Below are 20466 nucleotides of genomic sequence, written 5' to 3'. Positions count from 1 at the left end.
ACCTCGATCTTTCTCACGGACAAAGGTGGCAGCCATTGCGCGGGGTGAGAAACCGATGCACTGAAACCGGCCAAGCCGAAGCTTGCCCGCGAATGGCTGCCATTGAACAGTAGAGCAGCAGTGCGCAACGGGTTCTCACACCCGGTCACCAACATGGCGACCCGGTGACGTTATCCCTGAGGCATTTCCCCGACAATTCAGCTGCTTCTGACTGGTGCGTAGGATAGTTCGCTTGGTTGTCCGAGCTGAAGGGGTGGGGCAGGGTTTCAGGAAAGTCTGACGTGCGGAATGTGCATCCCAAGGCAAATCTCTTCGCCGTGATTGTTGACCGTTGTTGGGGTGGGTTTACACGCGGAAGGGGGGCTGCTGGCCAGTTTTTACTGGGTGTTCAGCGGTGCTGCGGCTACCGTATTCGCGGGTGAACCCGCTCCTACGCCGAGCGGGGATGGGTTCAGGGCGGGGTGGGGCTGCTGGCCAGTTTTTACTGGGGGGCAGCGGGGCTGCGGCTATCGTATTCGCGGGTGAACCCGCTCCTACGCCGAGCGGGGATGGGTTCAGGTCGGGGTGGGGCTGCTGGCCAGTTTTTACTGGGGGGGCAGCGGTGCTGCGGCTACCGTATTCGCGGGTGAACCCGCTCCTACGCCGAGCTGGGGGTGGGTTCAGTCGGGGTGGGGCTGCTGGCCAGGTTTTACTGGGGGGGCAGCGGGGCTGCGGCTATCGTATTCGCGGGTGAACCCGCTCCTACATTGAGCGGTGGGGGCTGTTCCAGGTGGCCAGGGCTTCGCGTATGCGCGCGCAGGCTTTGCCATCGCCATAGGGGTTATGGGCGAAGCTCATTTCGCGATACGCCGCCTCATCGGTCAGCAAGGTACTCAACGCCCGCACAATCGATGCCACTTCGGTGCCCACCAGCTTGACCGTACCTGCCGCCACGGCTTCCGGGCGCTCGGTGGTGTCGCGCATCACCAGCACCGGTTTGCCCAAGGCCGGCGCTTCCTCCTGAATGCCACCCGAGTCGGTCAGAATCACATAGGCCCGGGTCATGAGGTAAACGAACGGCAGGTAATCCAGCGGTTCGACAAGGTGGATGTTGCTTACATCCGCCAACAGCCGGTTGACCGGCTCGCGCACGTTGGGGTTGAGGTGCACCGGGTATACCACGTCCAACTCGGGGAATTGCCGCGCAGTCTGCACCAAGGCCTGGCAGATGCGCTCGAAGCCGCCACCAAAGTTCTCGCGCCGGTGGCCGGTGACCAGCAACAGCCGGCGTTCGGTTGCCAGGTAGCTGAACTGGCTGGCGAAACGGGCCTTGAGCGCGGGGTTTTGCAGCTTTTGCTCCACCTCCAGCAAGGCGTCGATCACGGTGTTGCCGGTGGTGAAGATGTGCGCCGGGTCGGTGCCTTCGCGCAACAGGTTGTCGCGCGAGGTGGGGGTGGGCGCAAAGTGTAGCGCGGCAAGGGCCCCGGTCAGGCGCCGGTTGCCTTCTTCGGGCCAGGGTGAATACAGGTTGTTGGTGCGCAGGCCGGCCTCAACATGGGCAATGGGGATTTGCTGGTAGTAAGCCGCCAGGCTGGTGGCAAAGGTGGTGGCGGTGTCGCCATGCACCAGCACCACGTCGGGCTTGAACGCGGCCAGCACCGGTCGGATGCCTTGCAAGATGGCAGTGGTCACACCGGTCAGGTCCTGGCCGGCTTTCATGATGTTCAAGTCGTAATCGGGGCTTATACCGAACAGCTCCAGCACCTGGTCGAGCATTTGCCGGTGCTGGCCGGTGACGCACACGCGGGCTTCGAAGCGGCTGTCCTGCGCCAGTTGCAGGGCTAGCGGGGCCATCTTGATGGCTTCTGGGCGGGTACCGAAAACAGTCAGGGTCTTGAGGGGCACGGCAGTGATCCTCTTGCTCGGGTCCTTGAAGCAGGCCGGTGTCCATTGCTCAAGAAATCTAGCAGGCGGGCAATGGCGTGCCAGTTTGCCAGGGGGATGCTTGCCGACTGGGGGAGGGCGGTTTACCGGGCGAGCCTTGTTCGGCGGGCGTTGTAGGGCAATGGCCGGGCAATGGTGGGCAGGGGGTATCGGACAAACGGGGATTTGGCTACAGGCACAGGGCCAGGGGCTTGTGCATTCAGGGTCGGGGCCGAACGGGGAGGAAACGGCGACGGTTGGTGGGTGGGCGAAGTTGAACGTTTTGCTGACCGATTCGGTAACCATTCGCCGGGGTGGTTGGGTATTGTGCGGCCGGGTTACCCGCTAGGGTTGGTTGCGCAGCCGAAGGAAAGCGGTTGCTGGAAAATGACCAACCCAAGGAGTGTTGACCATGCGCAATAACGTTCTGTCGTACCTGCTGCTGCCGCTGTTCGCCAGTTTGTCGTTCTCCCTTAGCGCCGCCCCGGCCAGCACCATGGCAGTGGCCGAACCGGTGCCGGTGGTGGCCCAGGCTCAGGCACAGCAGGCGCCGAGGCTGGACTTGAATACGGCGGATGCACTCACCCTGCAAAAGGAGCTGAATGGCATTGGCAAGGCCAAGGCGGAGGCTATCGTGGCCTACCGCGAGGCCAATGGGCCGTTTGCTTCGGTGGATGAGCTGCTGGAGATAAAGGGGATAGGCAATGCGTTGCTGGAGCGCAACCGGGACAAGGTGATGGTGGAGTAAGCGGGCAGGGGCCGGGGTGATGCCCTGGCCCGGCCTTTAGCGGTCCTGTGCGTCCTTGGCATCCGCTTCGGCATTACGCTCATGTACCTTGCGCAGTTGTTCTTCGGTCAGCGGCAGTTTCTTGGCCGTGTCGCGCAGCAGCATCAACCCGCCGACAATCGAGCCGAGGGCTATGATGAGTATCAGCCAGGCATACCAGGGCATTGTCGTTCTCCTTAGATCGGGCCGTGGGCAACGGTTACATGAATTTTGAGCAATTGCCCGTTCCGTTGGTTCAATTATAGGTGCCAGGCCTTGCTGGGCCAATTCCGTGACCTGCGGGCCCCAAAGCCTGCGTCACTTCGTTTACAATGCGCGCCGTTTTCGACTTGCCAAGAGACCCTGCCCATGTCCGCCTGCCAGACGCCCCTGATCGTCGCCCTGGATTTCCCTACCCGTGAGGCCGCCCTGAAGCTGGCTGACCAGCTTGACCCTGCGCTGTGCCGGGTGAAGGTTGGCAAGGAGCTGTTCACCAGCAGCGCTTCGGGCATTGTCGAAACCCTGTGTGACAAGGGCTTTGAAGTGTTCCTGGACCTCAAGTTCCACGACATTCCCAACACCACCGCCATGGCGGTAAAGGCTGCCGCCGAGATGGGCGTGTGGATGGTCAACGTGCATTGCTCCGGTGGCCTGCGCATGATGGCCGCCTGCCGTGAAGAACTGGCCAAGCGCAGCGGCCCGCAGCCGTTGCTGATTGGCGTGACCGTGCTGACCAGCATGGAGCGTGAAGACCTGGCCGGCATTGGCCTGGATGTCGACCCCCAAGAGCAGGTGCTGCGGTTGGCGGCGCTGGCGGAAAAAGCGGGTATGGACGGTTTGGTGTGCTCGGCGCTCGAGGCCCCGGCACTGAAGGCGGCGCACCCCTCGCTGCAATTGGTGACCCCGGGCATTCGCCCGGCGGGCAGCGCGCAGGATGACCAGCGCCGTATCCTCACCCCACGCCAGGCACTGGATGCCGGTTCGGATTACCTGGTGATCGGCCGGCCGATCAGCCAGGCCGCAGACCCTGCGCAAGCGTTGGCAGCGGTGGTGGCGGAGATCCGCGGGTAATTAACCTGCGGTTGTCCAGCAGGGGCCTGCGCCGAACCACCGATGTGGGCCCACCACCGATGCCTGTGTCGAACCCCTGATGTGCCTGCACCCCCGATCCGTGTGTAGGAGCGGGTTTACCCGCGAATACGGTAGCGGCAGCAACGGTGAACGGCCGGTGGAAATTGGCCGGCAGGCCCGGCCCTTTCGCGGGTGAACCCGCTCCTACGACGGGATGTAGGAGCGGGCTTGCCCGCGAATGCGGTGGCTGCGGCGACGGTGCATGACTGGGGGATATTGGCCGGCAGGTCCGGCCTATTCGCGGGTAAACCCGCTCCTACGACGGGCTGTGCCGGGCCATCGGTGCCGTGCAGGGCGTTTAAACCTTCAACACCAGCTTGCCAAAATTCTCCCCGCTGAACAGCTTCAACAAGGTCTCCGGGAAGGTTTCCAGCCCTTCCACCACATCCTCTTTGCTCTTCACCTGCCCGCTGGCCAGCCAGCCGGCAATCTCCAGCGCGGCTTTGCCGTAATCTTTGCTGTAATCCATCACCACAAAGCCTTCCATGCGCGCGCGGTTCACCAGCAGCGACAGGTAGTTGGCCGGGCCTTTCACGGCTTCTTTGTTGTTGTACTGGCTGATCGCGCCGCAAATCACGATGCGTGCCTTGAAGTTGATGCGCGTCAGCACGGCATCGAGGATGTCGCCGCCCACGTTGTCGAAGTACACGTCTACGCCTTTGGGGCATTCGCGCTTCAGGCCGGCCAGCACGTCTTCGGCCTTGTAGTCGATCACGCCGTCAAAGCCCAGTTCGTCCTTCAGGTACTGGCACTTCTCGGCACCGCCGGCAATACCGACCACGCGGCAGCCTTTGATCTTGGCAATCTGCCCGACAATGCTGCCCACCGCACCGGCCGCGCCGGAAATGACCACGGTGTCGCCAGCTTTGGGTTGGCCGACGTCCAGCAGGGCAAAGTAGGCGGTCATGCCGGTCATGCCCAGCGCTGACAGGTAACGGGGCAGGGGGGCCAGCTTGGGGTCGATCTTGTGCAGGCCCTGGGGCTCGCCGGTGAAGTAGTCTTGCACACCGAGGGCGCCGCTCACGTGGTCGCCGGGCTGGTAGCCGGGGTGATTGGAGGCAATCACCTCACCGACACCCAGCGCACGCATTACCTGGCCCAGGGCCACGGGCGGGATGTAGGACTTGCCTTCGTTCATCCAGCCGCGCATGGCCGGGTCCAGCGACAGGTACAGGTTGCGCACCAGTATCTGGCCTTCGCCGGGTTGTTCGGCGGGTACGGTCTCGAAGCTGAAGTCGTCACGGCGCACGGCGCCGACCGGGCGTTTGGCAAGCAGGAAGCGGCGGTTGGTCTGGGTCATGGCGGGTCCTTGTGGGCAGTGGAGGGCATTAGGTGTTCAATCTACCTTGTTGATGAAGGCGGTTCCTTAAAATCACTGACAAGCATGGTAGCCCAACCGTTGCTGTGATGATGCTGCCCGGCCGAGTGGTGGCTGACTATGCTCTGAACCCCACCCAAACCCTCACAGGAGCACGTGATGAGCATGACCTTTTCTGGCCAGGTAGCCCTGGTGACCGGCGCGGCTGCTGGCATCGGCCGGGCAACCGCCCTGGCGTTCGCCCACGAGGGCATGAAAGTGGTGGTGGCCGACCTCGACCCGATTGGCGGCGAGGCCACCGTGGCGCTGATCCACGCGGCGGGCGGCGAAGCGCTGTTCATTGCCTGCGACGTTACCCGCGACGCCGACGTGCGCCAGTTGCATGAGCGCCTGATTGCCGCGTACGGCCGGCTGGACTACGCCTTCAACAACGCCGGGATCGAGATCGAGCAACACCGCCTGGCCGAAGGCAGCGAAGCGGAGTTCGATGCCATCATGGGTGTGAACGTGAAGGGCGTGTGGTTGTGCATGAAGTATCAGTTGCCCTTGTTGCTGGCCCAAGGCGGTGGGGCCATCGTCAATGCCGCGTCGGTGGCGGGGCTTGGGGCGGCGCCGAAGATGAGCATCTACAGCGCCAGCAAGCATGCGGTCATCGGCCTGACCAAGTCGGCGGCCATTGAGTACGCCAAGAAGGGCGTCCGCGTGAACGCCGTGTGCCCGGCCGTGATCGACACCGACATGTTCCGCCGCGCCTACCAGGCCGACCCGCGCAAGGCGGAGTTCGCCGCAGCCATGCACCCGGTGGGGCGCATTGGCAAGGTCGAGGAAATCGCCAGCGCCGTGCTGTACCTGTGCAGTGACGGCGCGGCGTTTACCACCGGGCATTGCCTGACGGTAGATGGCGGGGCCACGGCGATCTGAGTGGTTGCCGTGCGGGCTGCTTCGCGGGCAAGCCCGCCCTTTGCAAGTGCAATCACCAGGCCAAAGCCCACCATGTCGCGCATGGACAGGATGGGCGTGCCCAGGCCTTTCCTGAGCAAGCCGCGCAGGCAGCTGGCCCCCGGCTAAAAGCTGACGCCTATCTTCAAGCCATACTCGTCACGGGTTTGTTCGTCCGAGGCGGTCATCTGGAACTGCCCGTCCAGTTCATAGTTGTAGCGGCTGAAGTAAAGCGAAGCGTATACCGGCACAGTACCGTGTTGGTTGAAGAGCACGCTAAGTTCGGCAAAGGGGTTGGTGGTATCTTTCAAATCAACCTCTTCACTGCTGATGCCATGTATTTTCAATTGCGAGTCGCCATTGATGACCTGGCGTATGCCCGCTTCGAAACGCAGGGTGGCATTATTGAAGCGGTAATTGTACCCCGCTGCGAGCTTGGCGAATGGCGTGCGGTTGGTAAGGTCGACATCATGACGACTGGTATTGGGTTCCAACCGGTTCCATTTGTAGCCGGCGCCCAGCACCAGGTCGACTGAATGCCGTTCCGCCAGCGCCAGCCGCCAGCCCAGGTCCAGGTCGGCCTGGCCGTCCTTGAGCTTCTGGTCATGCTGTTTCGAGTACATGCCGCTGGCTTCGGCCTGGTAGACAAGGCCTTGCCTGGCCGTCATCTTGTTGCCGTAATTGATGAATAAACCACCTTCGGGCATATCTTCGGTGTCATCCTTGGGGCCGTTCAATTCCAGTTGGGTGTAGCTCCCTTGTAGGCCGAGGGTGAATATCGGTGCGGTGGAAGTATCGGCATATCCAACGGTTGGCACAGTAAACAGCAGCAACGGGGTGACCACAGCAGTAAATATGGCTGTTTTCATTACAAACTCCAGGGTGCACTGCAGGTCCGGAGAACGGGCCAGTTACCGATCACGATAGCGACGTTTTTAATGTGTGCAGGGGTATTTAAAAAAATTTCAATACCCTCTGTTTGGCGCAAATTTAATGGCGTCAATAGTGTTTTATAAAGTGTGGATTGGAATAAATTAATGGCTTACTTGCGTCGATTTAATATGGGAAAGCACCGTCGCAGGCTGAGGGGCGGGCTATCATTGATGGCCTAGTGATATTGCTTACAGCGGGCACTGAAAGCGACCCCTTTGCAGCCAAAAACGACAAGACATAGCTATTTGACACTATTCTGGCGCCACCCCCTTGTTCATTGGCAGGCAACGTTGCCACCCTTAGCCTTCGGGATAACCTCACTGGCTGAAAGGGGATCGGTGATGGGCGCGAGCAAGCACGGTGTGCTGGCCAACCTGGGCATGGCCCGCAAACTTGGCCTGGGCTTTGCCCTGGTGCTGCTGCTGACGCTGGCGGTGGCGGCTATCGGCGTTGTGGCGTTGCAAAGCGTTGGCCAGCGCTTCGACAGTTTGCGTCAGCTGGCTCAGTTCAATACCGACTTGCTGCGTTTGCGCGAGCATGAGCAGGCATTTGCCCTGCGCTCCGACATTCAGCAGGCCGACGCCTTGCGTGGCGGCCTGCAGGGTTTGGTCGAACGCGCCCAAGGCCTGCCGGCGCTGGCCGCGGCGCAAACCGATCTTGCCGCCTATGGCCAGGCATTCGAAGCCTTTGTCGAGGCTGTGCAGGCCAAGGAGCTGGCGCTGGACATGGCCAGCTGGTCGGTGTCCAACGTCTCCAATAACCTTGATGTGCTGCAGGCCGGCCTGGCCGATGACGGCGCATATACCCTCAAGCAGTCCCAAGGCCAGCAGGGTAGCGAGTTTCTTGAGCAAGCCGCGCAGGTGGCCCAGGTGTCGCGGCTGATGCTGCAGGCCATGGACGAAGCACGGGTGCGTCTGGATAAAAGCCGCAAGGGCGAGGAGGGCGTGAGCCAGGAGCGTATTGCCCAGACGGTGGAGGCCGCCGGCCTGGTCAGCCAGTTGCAAGGCGCAGTTGGCGATGCCGGCTACCAGAGCGTGCTGGGTGAAGTGGCTGGGCACATTGGCAGCTTCTCGGAAAAACTCAACGAATACACCGACCAGTTGGCCCGCGAGCAGGGGCTCAAGGCGCAGTTGCAAGCCAGCGCCGAGCGGGTGACCGGGCGTGTCGACCAAGCCTACCTTGGGCAAGAGCAGGCCCTGCAAGGCGAGCTGCAGCGTAATGCCCTGGCCATCGGCCTGGCGACGGCGCTGGCGTTGCTTGTAGGCGTGTTGGCGGCCTGGCTGATTACCCGGGCTGTGGTCGGCCCGTTGAAGCATGTGATTGCCCGCGCCCAGCGCATTGCGGCGGGTGAACTGGGCTTCGACGCCCAGGCGCCGCGCCGGGATGAGGTGGGGCAACTGATGCAGGCCATGCAGCAGATGGCGGCGGGGCTTTCGGGCATTGTCAGCGGCTTGCAGCAGGGCATCGAACAATTGGCCGGCAGCGCCCAGGCGTTGTCGACGGTGACCGAGCAGACCAACCGCGAGGTGGGCAGCCAGAAAGAGGAAACCGAGCAGGTCGCTACCGCCATGCAGCAGATGACTGCCACCGTGCACGATGTGGCGCGCAATGCCGAGGAGGCGGCGCAGGCGGCCCAGGCGGCGGACGAGAAGGTCGACTCCGGTCAGCAGGTGGTGCGCCAGAGCATGCAGCGCATCGAGCAACTGGCGTCGGCGGCAGAAGCTGCCAGCGCCGGCATCGACAGCCTCAGTGCCGAAATCCACACCATTGGCGATGTGCTGGAAGTGATCAAGAGCGTGGCCGAGCAAACCAACCTGCTGGCGCTCAATGCCGCCATCGAGGCTGCCCGCGCCGGCGAGCAGGGGCGTGGCTTTGCCGTGGTGGCCGATGAAGTGCGCGCGCTGGCGCGGCGTACGCGGCAATCCACCGAGCAGATCGAAACCTTGGTGGCCAGCCTGCGCGGCAATGCCCAGCAGTCGGTGGCGCAGATTCGTGGCAGTACCGAGCTGGTACGGCTGGCCGTGGCCGATGCCCTGCAGACCGAAAGCGCGCTGGGCAGCATTGCCGCAGCGGTGTCATTGATTCAGCAGATGAACCAGCAGATTGCCGCAGCCGCCGAGCAGCAGAGTTCGGTGGCGGAAGAGATCAGCCGCAGTGTCACGCAGATTCGCGGCAGTGCGGACCAGGCGGCATTGGCGATGCAGGACAATGCCCGGTCCAGTGTCGAGCTGGCGCAACTGGGCACCGACCTGAAGGGCATGGTGGGGCATTTCAGGTTGTAATCTCGTTGTCTGTGCCGGCCTATTCGCGGGTAAACCCGCTCCTACAAAGCCCGTTGTAGGAGCGGGTTTACCCGCGAATAGGCCGCCACAGGCAACAACAACCCTCACCCCCTGCGCGGGTTAAGCATCACCAAGGCCAACACCCCCGCCACAATCCCCCAGAACGCCGAACCAATCGAGAACAAGGTCAGCCCCGAAGCGGTCACCATGAAGGTGATCACCGCTGCCTCCCGCTCGCGCGCCTCGCTCATGGCCACGGTCAAACCGTTCATGATCGAGCCAAACAGCGCCAGTGCCGCGATCGACAGCACCAGCTCTTTCGGCAATGCCGCGAACAGTGCCGCCAAGGTGGCGCCGAACACCCCGGCAATGCCGTAGAAAATCCCGCACCACACCGCCGCGGTGTAGCGTTTGTTCGGGTCTTCATGGGCATGCGGCCCGGTGCAGATCGCCGCGCTGATCGCCGCCAGGTTGACCCCATGCGAGCCGAACGGCGCCAGCACCAGCGAGGCGAAGCCGGTGGCCGAAATCAGCGGCGAGGCCGGTACCTGGTAGCCGTCGGCACGCAGTACGGCCACGCCGGGCATGTTCTGCGAAGTCATGGCCACCACGAACAGCGGAATGCCGATGCTGATGGTTGCCGCCAGCGAGAAGCTTGGCGTGGTCCACACCGGCTTGGCCACTTCAAGGTGGAAGCCGCTGAAGTCCAGCAGGCCCAGCGCGCCGGACAATGCCGTGCCCACCAACAGTGCGGCAAGCACGCAATAGCGCGGCGACAGGCGTTTGACCAGCAGGTAGCTGAAGAACATGCCCAGTACCAGCAATGTGCGGTGCTGCGCGGCCACGAAGATTTCGCTGCCGATCTTGAACAGGATGCCCGCCAGCAGTGCCGAGGCCAGCGAGGCCGGAATGCGCTTGACCAGGCGCTCGAAGCTGCCGGTCAGGCCGCACGCCAGCACCAGCAAGGCACAGGTAATGTAGGCACCAATGGCCTCGCCATAGCTGACCCCACCCAGGCTGGTGATCAGCAGCGCCGCGCCGGGGGTGGACCAGGCGATGGTGATCGGTGTGCGGTAGCGTAGCGACAGGCCGATGCTGCACACCGCCATGCCGATCGACAGCGCCCAGATCCATGACGAAATCTGCGCGGTGGTCAGCCCGGCTGCCTGGCCGGCCTGGAACATCAGCACCAGCGAACTGGTATAGCCGGTGAGCATGGCAATGAAGCCGGCGACCACCGCCGACGGGGAGGTGTCTGCCAGGGGCCGCAGACGTGCGGAAGTGGCATCGGTCATGAACAAAATCCTTGTAAAGGTGTAAGCAGTTTTTTCAGACTACAGCGAGCAAGGTTGATCCTTGCCATACAGCGGCCATTGCTTTTAGCCGTACAGTCGCCACATATTGGGCGCAATTGCGAAACTGCTTTGCAGGGAGGGTCGATGTACAAGGTCTATGGCGACTACCAGTCGGGTAACTGTTACAAGGTCAAGCTGATGTTGAGCCTGCTGGGCCGGCCGTATGAATGGCACCCGGTGGACATTCTCAAGGGCGAGACCGAAACGCCCGAGTTTCTGGCGATGAACCCCAACGGCAAGGTACCGGTGCTGGAACTGGAAGACGGTAGTTACCTGTGGGAGTCCAACGCCATTCTCAACTTCCTGGCCGATGGCAGCGAGTTCCTGCCCAGCGAGCCGCGCCTGCGTACCCAGGTGTTGCAGTGGCAGTTCTTCGAGCAGTACAGCCACGAGCCGTATATTGCTGTGGCGCGGTTCATCCAGTTCTACCTGGGCCTGCCGGACGAGCGCCTGGACGAGTACCGCAAGTTGCACAAGGGCGGCTACAAGGCGTTGAGGGTGATGGAGCGACAGTTGCAGATGACGCCTTACCTGGTGGGTGAGCAGTACTCGATTGCCGATGTGGCGTTGTATGCCTACACCCATGTGGCGCAGCAGGGCGGGTTCGACCTGGCAGAGTACCCGGCGGTAAGGGCCTGGCTGGAGCGGGTCAGCAGCCACCCGCGGCATGTGCCGATGGTGGGTTGAAAACCGACCTGTTTTCCAGGCGCTTGCGCAATCCTTGTGGGAGCGGGCGTGCCCGCGAACACGGGCGTAGCCCGTGCCAACCACCGCGGTGCCTGCTTCGCGGGCTCGCCCGCTCCCACAGAGGGATCTGCAGCGTCAGTCAGATGGCGGCAAACCGCTCATCCAGGTAAGCGATGATCGCCTTGGACTCGTACATCCAGGTCACCTTGCCGGCTTCTTCAATGCGCAGGCATGGCACTTTCACCCGGCCGCCACCTTCTTGCAGGGCCTGGCGGTGCACCGGGTCGTTCTTGGCGTCGCGCAGCGCCACCGGCACGTTCAACCGGTGCAGGGTGCGGCGGGTTTTGACGCAGAACGGGCAGGCGTGGAACTGGTACAGCGCCAGCCCCTTGGCCGCTTGCTCGATGCGGGCCTGGGCGGCGGCGTCGCGCTTGCGTTTGGCCGGGCGGCTGATCCAGTCACCGAACACGATGAGCTGGCCGAGGCCAACCCGCAGGGCTTTGACGATCATGGGCAACTCCTGAAATGCAAAAGCCGACCCTGAAGGGTCGGCTTGGGGCCAGCAACCAATCACTTGATCAGGCTGAGGAACTCGCTGCGGGTGGCGGCGTTATCGCGGAACTCACCCAGCATCACCGAGGTGATCATGGTCGAGTTCTGCTTCTCGACACCGCGCATCATCATGCACATGTGCTTGGCTTCGACCACCACGGCCACGCCTGCAGCACCGGTTACCTGCTGCACGGCTTCGGCGATCTGGCGGCTGAGGTTTTCCTGGATCTGCAGGCGGCGGGCATACATGTCGACGATACGTGCCACCTTCGACAGGCCCAGTACCTTGCCCTTTGGCAGGTAGGCAACGTGTGCCTTGCCAATGAACGGCAGCATGTGGTGTTCGCACATCGAATACAGTTCGATGTCCCGGACCAGCACCATTTCGCTGTTGTCAGAGCTGAACAAAGCGTTGTTGGTGACTTCTTCCAGTGTTTGCTCATAACCGCGGCAAAGGTACTTCATCGCCTTTGCAGCCCGCTTGGGCGTGTCGAGCAGGCCCTCACGGGAGACGTCCTCGCCAATCTGGCTGAGGATCTCGGTGTAGTTCTGTTCCAGGGACATGGATCTACCTGTGGGAAAAAATCGCAAAAACGAAGGGTACGGCGGTGAGGGCGGCGCTGCAAGCGCGGCGTTACTCGTCGCGGCCTTCGAGCATGGTTCGCTTCAGCATCACATACACCGCGCCAGTGCCGCCGTGGCGGGCACTGCACGAGGCAAAACCGAGCACTTGCGGGTGCTGGCGCAGCCAGGTGTTGACGTGGCTCTTGATCATCGGGCGCTTGCCGTCCAGGCGCGCGGCCTTGCCGTGGGTCACCCGCACGCAGCGCACCTCCAGTCTGGTGGCTTCGGCGATGAAGTCCCACAAGGTTTCGCGGGCCTTTTCCACCGTCATGCCGTGCAGGTCGAGGCTGCCCTCGAACGGGATCTGCCCCAGCTTCAGCTTGCGCAGCTGGCCTTCCTGTACGCCATCGCGGCGCCACATCAGCTCGTCTTCGGCGCCTACGTCGATGACGAACTGGTCGGACATGCCATCGATGACCAAAGCCTTGTCACTGCGCACGGTTGCCGCCTGGCGCAGGCCGGCCAGCTTTTGGCGATCGGCCTTGGGCTTGCCGACTTCGGCACGATCATGACGGATCGGTTTTACGCCGCGCACTTCGGCCTTGAACAGGGAAAAATCGTCGTCTTGCATGATGCCTCCACGTAGGCGGCGTAGTTTACGCGACTGTGGGGCCGTGTGCAGCCTGTGGGGGCCTCTTCGCGGGTGAACCCGCTCCTACAGGTACCCCGCCGCCTTCAGGCTCTGTGACATCCCTGCAGGAGCGGGTTTACCCGCGAAGAGGCCCGCACAGGTTACGCAAAACCATCAATCGTGCTTCTTCATCAGGTGCGGCGACAGGTTCAGCTCCCGCCCGCGGCGCAAGCGGATACGGCTGCGCCGCCAGAAACGCACGCCCAGCCACAGCAGCAACAAGCCAGCCACGGTGAGGATGCTGGACAGTGGCTTGTTGGTGTTGAGTTCCTGCAGGGCAGGGTAGTTGCCCAGCAGGCCGGCGACGCCGGCCATGGCCAGCAACACGCCCAGCGTCGCCAGCAGGGCCGACAGGCCGGCCGCCAGGCGGGCGCCCCAGTTACGCGGTTCGCGCGGGCGCAGGCGCTTGGCGTCGAAACTGCCTTTAAGCTTCATTCCGCTCTCCTCGGTGGATATCCGGAATTCGACCTGCTGCTGCCCATCGGGTTCCGCCCGGCTGCCGGGCGGTCCTGCAAGCCGCTCAGATCAGGCTGGCGGTGGGGGCCACGCAAGCGAAGTTGTCAGCCATCACGGCCATTTCGCACTGGTGAATCTGCGCGGCCGGAATGACGCCGTCCTTGAATGCCAGGTCGCGGGTGGCCGACGCGTCTTCTACCAGGGTGCACCGATAACCATAGTCCTTGGCGCGGCGAACGGTGGTGCTGACGCTGGAATGGCTCATGAAACCACAGACGATCAGGTCCAGGTGGCCCAGCTCCTGCAATGTTTCGTGCAGCTTGGTGTTCTTGAACGCGTTGGGCATGCGCTTTTCGATGACGATTTCACCTTCCAGCGGCTCCAGCCCCGGAATGAACTCACCAGCCGGCCCCTGGGGGTCGAAGCGGCCCCCGACAGTGCCCAGGTGGCGAACATGGATGATCGGACGGCCGCTTTTACGGGCGGCGTCGAGCAACCTGGCGATGTTGGCCACGGCCTCGTCCATGCCCGACAGCTTCAGGGGACCGTTGAGGTACTCCTTTTGTGCATCGATGATGATCAGGCTGGCGTGGCTCAGCTTGGCCGGCGGATAGTCGCGGCCAGTGAGGCGAAACATCGTGGTTGGAACGGACATCAAGGGCTCCTTGGATAGGGCTTTTGTATACCTATTCTCCCCTGCCTTGGCGCCAATGGGAATGGTTGACAACGCAAGCGGCATGGTTACTGGCTTGTGGCTAGCCTTTGGGCAAGGCAAAGGAACAAATGTGCGGGTGGGGCTGTTAGACTTTTGTCCGGTCTGAAAATAGGAGTACCCCGTGATCACATCCCGTCTGCGCACGCTGCGCGACTACATCCGCTGGGCGGTCAGCCGCTTCCACGAGCATGATCTGTTCTTCGGTCACGGTGCCGATAATGCCTGGGACGAGGCCCGCATGCTGGTGCTCGGTGCCGTGCACCTGCCATGGGAGGTGGCCGACAGCTACCTGGACTGCATGCTCGAGGACGACGAGCGGGTACGCCTTCAGCACCTGCTCAAGCGCCGTATCGAAGAGCGTGTACCAGCCGCCTACCTGCTGGGCGAGGCGTGGTTCTGCGGCATGTCGTTCATCGTCGACGAGCGGGTGCTGGTGCCGCGTTCGCCCATTGGCGAGCTGATCGAAAAACGTTTCGAGCCGTGGCTGGCCAGCGACCCGGCGCGCATTCTGGACCTGTGCACGGGGTCGGGTTGCATCGGCATCGTTGCTGCCGACGTGTTCCCCGAGGCCGAGGTGGTGTTGGCCGATCTGTCGTTCCAGGCCCTTGAAGTGGCCAACCAGAACATCGAACGCCATGGCCTGGACGGTCGCGTGTACACCGTGCAGGGCGATGGCTTTGGCGGTTTGCCGGGGCAGCGTTTCGACCTGATCCTGTCCAACCCGCCGTATGTCGATGCCGAAGACTTCGACGACATGCCGGCCGAGTACCACCATGAGCCCGAACTGGGCCTGGCCTGCGGCAGCGACGGCCTGGACCTGGTACGGCGGATGCTGGCCGAAGCGGCTGACCACCTGACCGAGAAGGGTTTGCTGATTGTCGAAGTGGGCAACAGCCAGGTGCATGTCGAGGCGTTGTACCCCGAGGTGGACTTTGCCTGGCTGGAATTCGAGCGTGGCGGGCACGGGGTGTTCATGCTCACTGCGGAGCAGTGCCGCCAGCATCAGGAACTGTTCAAGGCCCGCGTTTAGGCTATTTGGGGCTGCTGTGCAGCCCATCGCGACACAAGGCCGCTCCCACAAGGTGCTGGATCAATCTGTGGGAGCGGCCTTGTGTCGCGATGGGCCGCGAAGCGGCCCCAATCTCCACCGACAGATGCGGTCTTAGCGGGTAGCAATCCAGATCAACAGCCCTGCCTGGAACACGGCAAACGCCACCAGGCAAGTAATGGTGAAACGCAATCCGCCGTCCTCGCGCTGGTATTTGGCCACGCGCTCATCCCGCTCGCGCAGTTGCCCTTCCTTTTCCAGCAGTTGCTGGTCCGCCTGCTGCAGCAGGTTGGCGGCATCCAGAATCTCCACCCGTTGCAGGCGCTCGCTGCTCCAGACGGCCTTCAGCTGGCCCACCGTCATATCTGCGGTACGGCCCTTCAGGTGCTGGCTGTCCTCGTACTGCACCTCGATACCCACCCCGCGCAAGCACTGGTCACGGCGCAGGCGTGAGTCCTCGTTCAGGGCATCCTTGCTCGGCAGCGCCATGCCTTCTACCCGGTAGTGCGACCACTTGCGCTGCAACCACTGGGCGCCCTGGGCCAGCATGAAACGGCCGATGCCGCGGTTCACGGGTTCCACTTGCAGGCCATGTTCATTGCCAATGCGTACCAGGCGCTCGGCATGGTCGACGCGGATGTCCAGGCGGTTCTGCTCTTTGTGCACCTTCTGGCCAGGCAACTGGATTTCCATGCGCAGCAGGCTGTGTGCCTTGTCATGGCGCTCGGCATAGCCGAACTGCACAAAGCGCAGCGGCCGCGCGCCGGTGCTGCGGTCGGTCGGCAGTGCTGCCAGGCGTAGCAGCTGGAAATGTTCGGCGGTCAGCTCGCCCCAGGGCAGGGCGGGGGCTTCCTGGGGTTCTTCGGCCGGCTCGACGGCGGTGGGGGAGGTGGTCATCAGGGCTTGTCCTCAGCTATGCCTGCTGTATCGGCAGGCATGCCCGAGACCTGAGCCTGTTTGACTTACGCCGCAGGCAAATGCTGGATGAACGTCACAATTCGCTCACCCAGTTCGTGCGCCAGCGGCAGTTCGGGGTTGAGGTAGCTGTCGCGTTGCTGGCTCATGCCCTTGGGGCTGATGCGCAGCATGTGGTTCATGCCATCGATCAGGACAAGTTGCGCATCTGGCTTGGCCGCTTTCAGCCGTTGGGCGTCGGTCACGTCCACCTGCACGTCATTGCGCCCCTGCACGATCAGCGCCGGCATGGGCAGGCGGGCAAAGGCGGCTGCCGGGTTTTGCTGGAACAGCGAGATCAGGTAAGGCTGCACGCTGGGGCGAAACACCTGGCGCAGCGGCGCTGGCACATCCAGGCTGGTCTGCCCGGCCTGCAGGCGGTCGAGCAGGGCACTGCCACCGGCCAGTTGCGCCGGCGGAAGGCGCTTGGCCAGTTGTTCGCGCAGTACCTCGGCCAGCGGCCGGCCGCTGCCGGCCAGGGTGATGACCGCGCTGGCCCCTGCCTGCTCGGCGGCCAGGCTGGCAATCAGCGCGCCTTCGCTGTGGCCAATCAGGATCAGCGGGCCGAAGCGCGGGTCGGCTTTGAGCTTGTGGCTCCAGGCGACCACATCGGCCACATAGCGCTCCACGCTGAGGTCACGCTCGTCAGGCGTGGCCGGCTGGCTGGCGGCCACCCCGCGTTTGTCGTAACGCACGCTGGCAATGTGCTCGTTGGCCAGCAGCAGGGCCAGGCGCTTGAGGTTGTCGACCTTGCCGGAGGCCGGGTTGTTGCCGTCGCGGTCGGTGGGGCCGGAGCCGGCGATGATCAGCACCACGGGCGGCGGGGTGGCCTGTTGCGGCAGCAGCAGGCTGCCGTGCAGCACGCCCTGGCCGGTGTCCAGGTCGATCGGGCGTTGTAGCACAGTGGGTGCGGCGGCCTGGGCCAGGCCGGTGCACAGCAGGAAGAACAAGGCGACGAGGCGCGACATCATACGGTACTACTTGGGGAGATGTGGGTTTGACCCACTGTTTGCGGGAAGGTTCTCGGGGGTGCATGGCAGGTTCGGCCTCTTCGCGGGTGAACCCGCTCCTACGGGGGATGCACACCATTGGAATCTGGTGGTGACCGCGTAGGAGCGGGTTTACCCGCGAAGAGGCCCGCACAGGCGATCAAACCATCTGTATACTGCTGCTTTCGTCCATTTCAGGCAGAACTCGCGGAGCGTCCATGTCCGGCAATACCTACGGCAAGCTGTTCACTGTCACCACCGCTGGCGAGAGCCATGGCCCGGCGTTGGTCGCCATTGTCGATGGATGCCCACCGGGCCTGGAAATTTCCCTCGCCGACCTGCAGCACGACCTTGACCGGCGCAAGCCCGGCACCAGCCGGCACACCACCCAGCGCCAGGAAGCCGACGAGGTGGAAATCCTTTCCGGCGTGTTCGAAGGCCGCACCACCGGCTGCTCGATCGGCCTGCTGATCCGCAACACCGACCAGAAGTCCAAGGACTACTCGGCCATCAAGGACCTGTTCCGCCCGGCCCACGCCGACTACACCTACCACCACAAGTACGGTATCCGCGACTACCGCGGCGGCGGCCGCAGTTCGGCCCGTGAAACTGCCATGCGCGTGGCCGCCGGTGCTATCGCCAAGAAGTTCCTGGCCACCCAGGGCATCACCGTGCGTGGCTACATGAGCCAGCTGGGCCCGATCGAAATCCCGTTCAAGACCTGGGAGTCGGTGGAGCAAAACGCCTTCTTCAGCCCCGATCCGGACAAAGTACCTGAGCTGGAGGCCTACATGGACCAGCTGCGCCGTGACCAGGATTCGGTGGGCGCCAAGATCACCGTGGTCGCAGAAGGCGTGATGCCCGGGCTGGGCGAACCGATCTTCGACCGCCTGGATGCAGAGCTGGCTCACGCGCTGATGAGCATCAACGCGGTCAAGGGCGTGGAAATCGGCGCCGGCTTCGCCAGTGTGGCCCAGCGCGGCACCGAGCACCGGGACGAGCTGACCCCGGACGGCTTCCTCAGCAACAATGCCGGCGGCATTCTGGGCGGTATTTCCTCGGGCCAGCCGATCGTTGCCCATCTGGCACTGAAGCCCACTTCCAGCATCACCACCCCGGGCCGCTCGATCGATGTCGATGGCAACCCGGTGGACGTCATCACCAAAGGCCGCCACGACCCGTGCGTGGGCATCCGCGCCACGCCGATTGCCGAGGCGATGATGGCCATCGCGTTGATGGACCACCTGCTGCGCCACCGTGCGCAGAATGCCGATGTGCAAGTGAATACCCCGGTGCTGGGCCAGCGCTGATCCAACTGCACCGGCCTCTTCGCGGGTAGACCCACGCCTACATTGGGATATCACTGCCCTCAGGTGCAGTGACAGGGTGGAATCCGCGTAGGAGCGGGTTCACCCGCGAAGAGGCCGGTCCAGGTCCCCACAAGGCCATCCCATGCAACCCGTCCCCTACTGGCGCCTGTCCAGCTTCTACCTGTTCTACTTCGCCCTGCTGGGCTCCACCGCCCCCTTCCTGGCGCTGTACTTTGACCACCTGGGCTTCTCCCCGGCACGCATCGGCGAGCTGGTCGCCATCCCCATGCTGATGCGCTGCGTCGCCCCTAACCTGTGGGGCTGGCTGGGCGACCGCACAGGCCAGCGCCTGTTGATCGTACGCCTTGGCGCGCTGTGCACCCTGGCCACCTTCGCCCTGATCTTCTTCGGCAAAAGCTACGCCTGGCTGGCGCTGGTAATGGCCCTGCACGCGTTCTTCTGGCATGCGGTGCTGCCGCAGTTCGAGGTCATCACCCTGGCCCACCTGCACGGGCAAACGTCGCGCTACAGCCAGGTACGTCTGTGGGGTTCGATCGGTTTCATCCTCACCGTGGTCGGCCTGGGCCGCTTGTTCGAATGGTTGAGCCTGGACATCTACCCGGTGGCGCTGGTCACGATCATGGCCGGTATCGTTGCCGCCAGCCTGTGGGTGCCCAATGCCCAGCCGGTGGAGCAGGGCGGGCGCAGCGGCACGGGGGGCTTCCTGCAGCAGTTGCGTGCCCCGGGGGTGATCGCGTTCTACGCGTGCGTGGCACTGATGCAGCTCAGCCACGGGCCTTACTACACCTTCCTTACCCTGCACCTGGAGCACTTGGGCTACACGCGCGGTGCCATCGGTCTGCTCTGGGCGCTTGGGGTGGTGGCCGAGGTGCTGATGTTCATGGTCATGAGCCGCCTGTTCGCCCGTTTCAGCGTACAGCGTGTGCTGTTGGTCAGCTTCCTGCTGGCGGCATTGCGCTGGCTGCTGCTGGGCAACCTGGCCCAGGAGCCGGCAGTACTGATCTTCGCCCAGCTGCTGCACGCGGCCACCTTCGGCTGCTTCCATGCCGCCAGCATCGCGTTCGTCCAGGCCAGCTTCGGCGCCCGCCAGCAGGGCCAGGGCCAGGCGCTTTACGCAGCGCTGTCGGGTACCGGCGGTGCGCTGGGGGCGCTGTACTCAGGCTACAGCTGGAAGCTGCTGGGCCCCACCTTCACCTTTGGTATGGCCAGTGCCGCAGCCTTGGCCGCAGCCGTTATCATTGCCCTTTGTTCGCAACCGACCAGGACCCGCCCCTGATGAGCATTCTCAGCGTTTTCCACCCCGCCAGCCCGGCACTGCCGAACAAGGTGCTGACTCACCACGACGATATCGCTGCCACCTTAGCTGAACAGGGCGTGCGCTTTGTGCATGCCGAACCTGGCCTGCGGGTGCGCCCGGGCACCGCCCAGGACGAGGTGCTGGATGTTTGCCGCGTGTATCTGGATGAGTTGATGACGGCGCATGGCAGCAAGGCCTTCGCGTTGCTCAACCGCGACGGTGAAGACCCGGCACAGGTCGATGTGCGTGATGAACATGTGCATGAGGTCGACGAGCTGTTCGCCGTGGTCAGCGGGCGGGCGCAGGTTGGCCTGCGGTTGGGCGACTGGGTGTATTCGGTGCTGTGCGAGAAGGGTGACCAGCTGCTGGTGCCGGCCGGAACGCGGCGCTGGGTCGAGCTGGGTGATACACCATTTTGCCTGGCGTTGCGCTTGTATGGCAGCGAGCAGGGCATGCAGGCGCGGTTTACCGGGGATGTAACGGCGCGGGCATTTCTGGGGATCGACGAGTTGTAATGGCATTGCCGGCCTCTTCGCGGGTGAACCCGCTCCTACAG

The 20466-nt window shown here is 63.4% G+C and carries 21 protein-coding genes and 1 pseudogene; 10 read left to right on the top strand and 12 right to left on the bottom strand.

What is annotated here, in order from left to right; genetic code table 11:
* Positions 1 to 741: 741 nt before the first annotated feature.
* Positions 742 to 1884: a non-hydrolyzing UDP-N-acetylglucosamine 2-epimerase gene (gene wecB, locus ACF8RA_RS07165; RefSeq protein WP_392518979.1), complete on the bottom strand. Its 1143-nt coding sequence runs from the start codon at positions 1882 to 1884 to the stop codon at positions 742 to 744.
* Between the two features lie 430 nt (positions 1885 to 2314).
* On the opposite strand from wecB, the gene ACF8RA_RS07160 reads away from it, so the two are divergent.
* A complete protein-coding gene (locus tag ACF8RA_RS07160; RefSeq protein WP_019752969.1) occupies positions 2315 to 2650 on the top strand; it encodes a helix-hairpin-helix domain-containing protein in 336 nt (111 codons plus the stop codon).
* A 36-nt stretch (positions 2651 to 2686) separates the two neighbouring features.
* Here the strand turns inward: ACF8RA_RS07160 and ACF8RA_RS07155 are convergent, their stop codons facing one another.
* Positions 2687 to 2854: a DUF2897 family protein gene (locus ACF8RA_RS07155; protein ID WP_010952850.1), complete on the bottom strand. Its 168-nt coding sequence runs from the start codon at positions 2852 to 2854 to the stop codon at positions 2687 to 2689.
* Positions 2855 to 3037: 183 nt separating this feature from the next.
* Here ACF8RA_RS07155 and pyrF point away from each other — a divergent pair, with 183 nt between their 5' ends.
* Positions 3038 to 3739: an orotidine-5'-phosphate decarboxylase gene (pyrF, locus tag ACF8RA_RS07150; protein ID WP_010952851.1), complete on the top strand. Its 702-nt coding sequence runs from the start codon at positions 3038 to 3040 to the stop codon at positions 3737 to 3739.
* 358 nt (positions 3740 to 4097) lie between these two features.
* On the opposite strand, the gene ACF8RA_RS07145 is transcribed toward pyrF, so the two are convergent.
* Entirely contained in the window at positions 4098 to 5099 is a 1002-nt protein-coding gene (locus tag ACF8RA_RS07145) for an NADP-dependent oxidoreductase (RefSeq protein WP_392518978.1), read from the bottom strand.
* A 177-nt stretch (positions 5100 to 5276) separates the two neighbouring features.
* Here ACF8RA_RS07145 and ACF8RA_RS07140 point away from each other — a divergent pair, with 177 nt between their 5' ends.
* Positions 5277 to 6038, top strand: coding sequence for an SDR family oxidoreductase (locus tag ACF8RA_RS07140; protein ID WP_392518977.1), 762 nt, complete (start codon positions 5277 to 5279; stop codon positions 6036 to 6038).
* Between the two features lie 143 nt (positions 6039 to 6181).
* Here ACF8RA_RS07140 and ACF8RA_RS07135 read toward each other — a convergent pair whose 3' ends face one another.
* The gene (locus ACF8RA_RS07135) at positions 6182 to 6925 is read right to left on the bottom strand and encodes a hypothetical protein (protein WP_392518976.1); all 744 of its coding nucleotides are present in this window, start codon (positions 6923 to 6925) and stop codon (positions 6182 to 6184) included.
* Between the two features lie 405 nt (positions 6926 to 7330).
* On the opposite strand from ACF8RA_RS07135, the pseudogene ACF8RA_RS07130 reads away from it, so the two are divergent.
* Together ACF8RA_RS07130 and ACF8RA_RS07125 are read left to right on the top strand one after the other, a co-directional pair.
* Positions 7331 to 8362: pseudogene (locus tag ACF8RA_RS07130) on the top strand (methyl-accepting chemotaxis protein); the annotation flags it as partial.
* Between the two features lie 27 nt (positions 8363 to 8389).
* Positions 8390 to 9271: a methyl-accepting chemotaxis protein gene (locus ACF8RA_RS07125; RefSeq protein WP_370844823.1), complete on the top strand. Its 882-nt coding sequence runs from the start codon at positions 8390 to 8392 to the stop codon at positions 9269 to 9271.
* A 104-nt stretch (positions 9272 to 9375) separates the two neighbouring features.
* Here ACF8RA_RS07125 and ACF8RA_RS07120 read toward each other — a convergent pair whose 3' ends face one another.
* The gene (locus ACF8RA_RS07120; RefSeq protein WP_209964282.1) at positions 9376 to 10566 is read right to left on the bottom strand and encodes a benzoate/H(+) symporter BenE family transporter; all 1191 of its coding nucleotides are present in this window, start codon (positions 10564 to 10566) and stop codon (positions 9376 to 9378) included.
* 144 nt (positions 10567 to 10710) lie between these two features.
* On the opposite strand from ACF8RA_RS07120, the gene ACF8RA_RS07115 reads away from it, so the two are divergent.
* The gene (locus ACF8RA_RS07115; protein ID WP_176685806.1) at positions 10711 to 11313 is read left to right on the top strand and encodes a glutathione S-transferase family protein; all 603 of its coding nucleotides are present in this window, start codon (positions 10711 to 10713) and stop codon (positions 11311 to 11313) included.
* A gap of 139 nt (positions 11314 to 11452) precedes the next feature.
* Here the strand turns inward: ACF8RA_RS07115 and ACF8RA_RS07110 are convergent, their stop codons facing one another.
* From ACF8RA_RS07110 to ACF8RA_RS07090, 5 genes are all read right to left on the bottom strand, one after another.
* A complete protein-coding gene (locus ACF8RA_RS07110; RefSeq protein ID WP_010952857.1) occupies positions 11453 to 11824 on the bottom strand; it encodes a glutaredoxin in 372 nt (123 codons plus the stop codon).
* 59 nt (positions 11825 to 11883) lie between these two features.
* Entirely contained in the window at positions 11884 to 12429 is a 546-nt protein-coding gene (gene folE / locus ACF8RA_RS07105) for a GTP cyclohydrolase I FolE (RefSeq protein WP_003252789.1), read from the bottom strand.
* A gap of 70 nt (positions 12430 to 12499) precedes the next feature.
* Positions 12500 to 13060, bottom strand: coding sequence for a Smr/MutS family protein (locus ACF8RA_RS07100; protein WP_176685831.1), 561 nt, complete (start codon positions 13058 to 13060; stop codon positions 12500 to 12502).
* Between the two features lie 174 nt (positions 13061 to 13234).
* Complete coding sequence (locus ACF8RA_RS07095) at positions 13235 to 13555, bottom strand: hypothetical protein (RefSeq protein ID WP_176685830.1); 321 nt, start codon at positions 13553 to 13555, stop codon at positions 13235 to 13237.
* 85 nt (positions 13556 to 13640) lie between these two features.
* Entirely contained in the window at positions 13641 to 14231 is a 591-nt protein-coding gene (locus tag ACF8RA_RS07090) for a cysteine hydrolase family protein (protein ID WP_176685829.1), read from the bottom strand.
* 181 nt (positions 14232 to 14412) lie between these two features.
* Here ACF8RA_RS07090 and prmB point away from each other — a divergent pair, with 181 nt between their 5' ends.
* Positions 14413 to 15321 carry a 50S ribosomal protein L3 N(5)-glutamine methyltransferase gene (prmB, locus tag ACF8RA_RS07085; RefSeq protein ID WP_021783085.1) on the top strand — a complete coding sequence of 303 codons (909 nt, stop codon included), beginning with the start codon at positions 14413 to 14415 and terminating at the stop codon, positions 15319 to 15321.
* A 132-nt stretch (positions 15322 to 15453) separates the two neighbouring features.
* Here the strand turns inward: prmB and ACF8RA_RS07080 are convergent, their stop codons facing one another.
* Positions 15454 to 16236 carry a hypothetical protein gene (locus ACF8RA_RS07080; protein ID WP_392518975.1) on the bottom strand — a complete coding sequence of 261 codons (783 nt, stop codon included), beginning with the start codon at positions 16234 to 16236 and terminating at the stop codon, positions 15454 to 15456.
* Positions 16237 to 16301: 65 nt separating this feature from the next.
* The gene (locus ACF8RA_RS07075) at positions 16302 to 17264 is read right to left on the bottom strand and encodes an alpha/beta fold hydrolase (protein ID WP_339444527.1); all 963 of its coding nucleotides are present in this window, start codon (positions 17262 to 17264) and stop codon (positions 16302 to 16304) included.
* Between the two features lie 236 nt (positions 17265 to 17500).
* On the opposite strand from ACF8RA_RS07075, the gene aroC reads away from it, so the two are divergent.
* The 3 genes from aroC (at position 17501) to ACF8RA_RS07060 (ending at position 20425) form a co-directional block, all read left to right on the top strand.
* Positions 17501 to 18592: a chorismate synthase gene (gene aroC / locus ACF8RA_RS07070; protein WP_129933735.1), complete on the top strand. Its 1092-nt coding sequence runs from the start codon at positions 17501 to 17503 to the stop codon at positions 18590 to 18592.
* A gap of 142 nt (positions 18593 to 18734) precedes the next feature.
* A complete protein-coding gene (locus ACF8RA_RS07065) occupies positions 18735 to 19889 on the top strand; it encodes an MFS transporter (RefSeq protein ID WP_230064495.1) in 1155 nt (384 codons plus the stop codon).
* Positions 19889 to 20425 (top strand): oxidase, encoded by a 537-nt coding sequence (locus ACF8RA_RS07060; RefSeq protein ID WP_392518973.1) that lies wholly within the window; start codon positions 19889 to 19891, stop codon positions 20423 to 20425. The genes ACF8RA_RS07065 and ACF8RA_RS07060 overlap by 1 nt, the downstream gene beginning before the upstream one ends.
* The last annotated feature ends 41 nt before the right edge of the window (positions 20426 to 20466 follow it).

Origin of the sequence: Pseudomonas sp. FYR_5, from assembly GCF_043106315.1 — a bacterium.
In the GTDB taxonomy this organism is placed as follows: Bacteria; Pseudomonadota; Gammaproteobacteria; order Pseudomonadales; family Pseudomonadaceae; genus Aquipseudomonas; species Aquipseudomonas putida_Y.
This window is presented reverse-complemented; position numbering and strand designations above follow the sequence as displayed.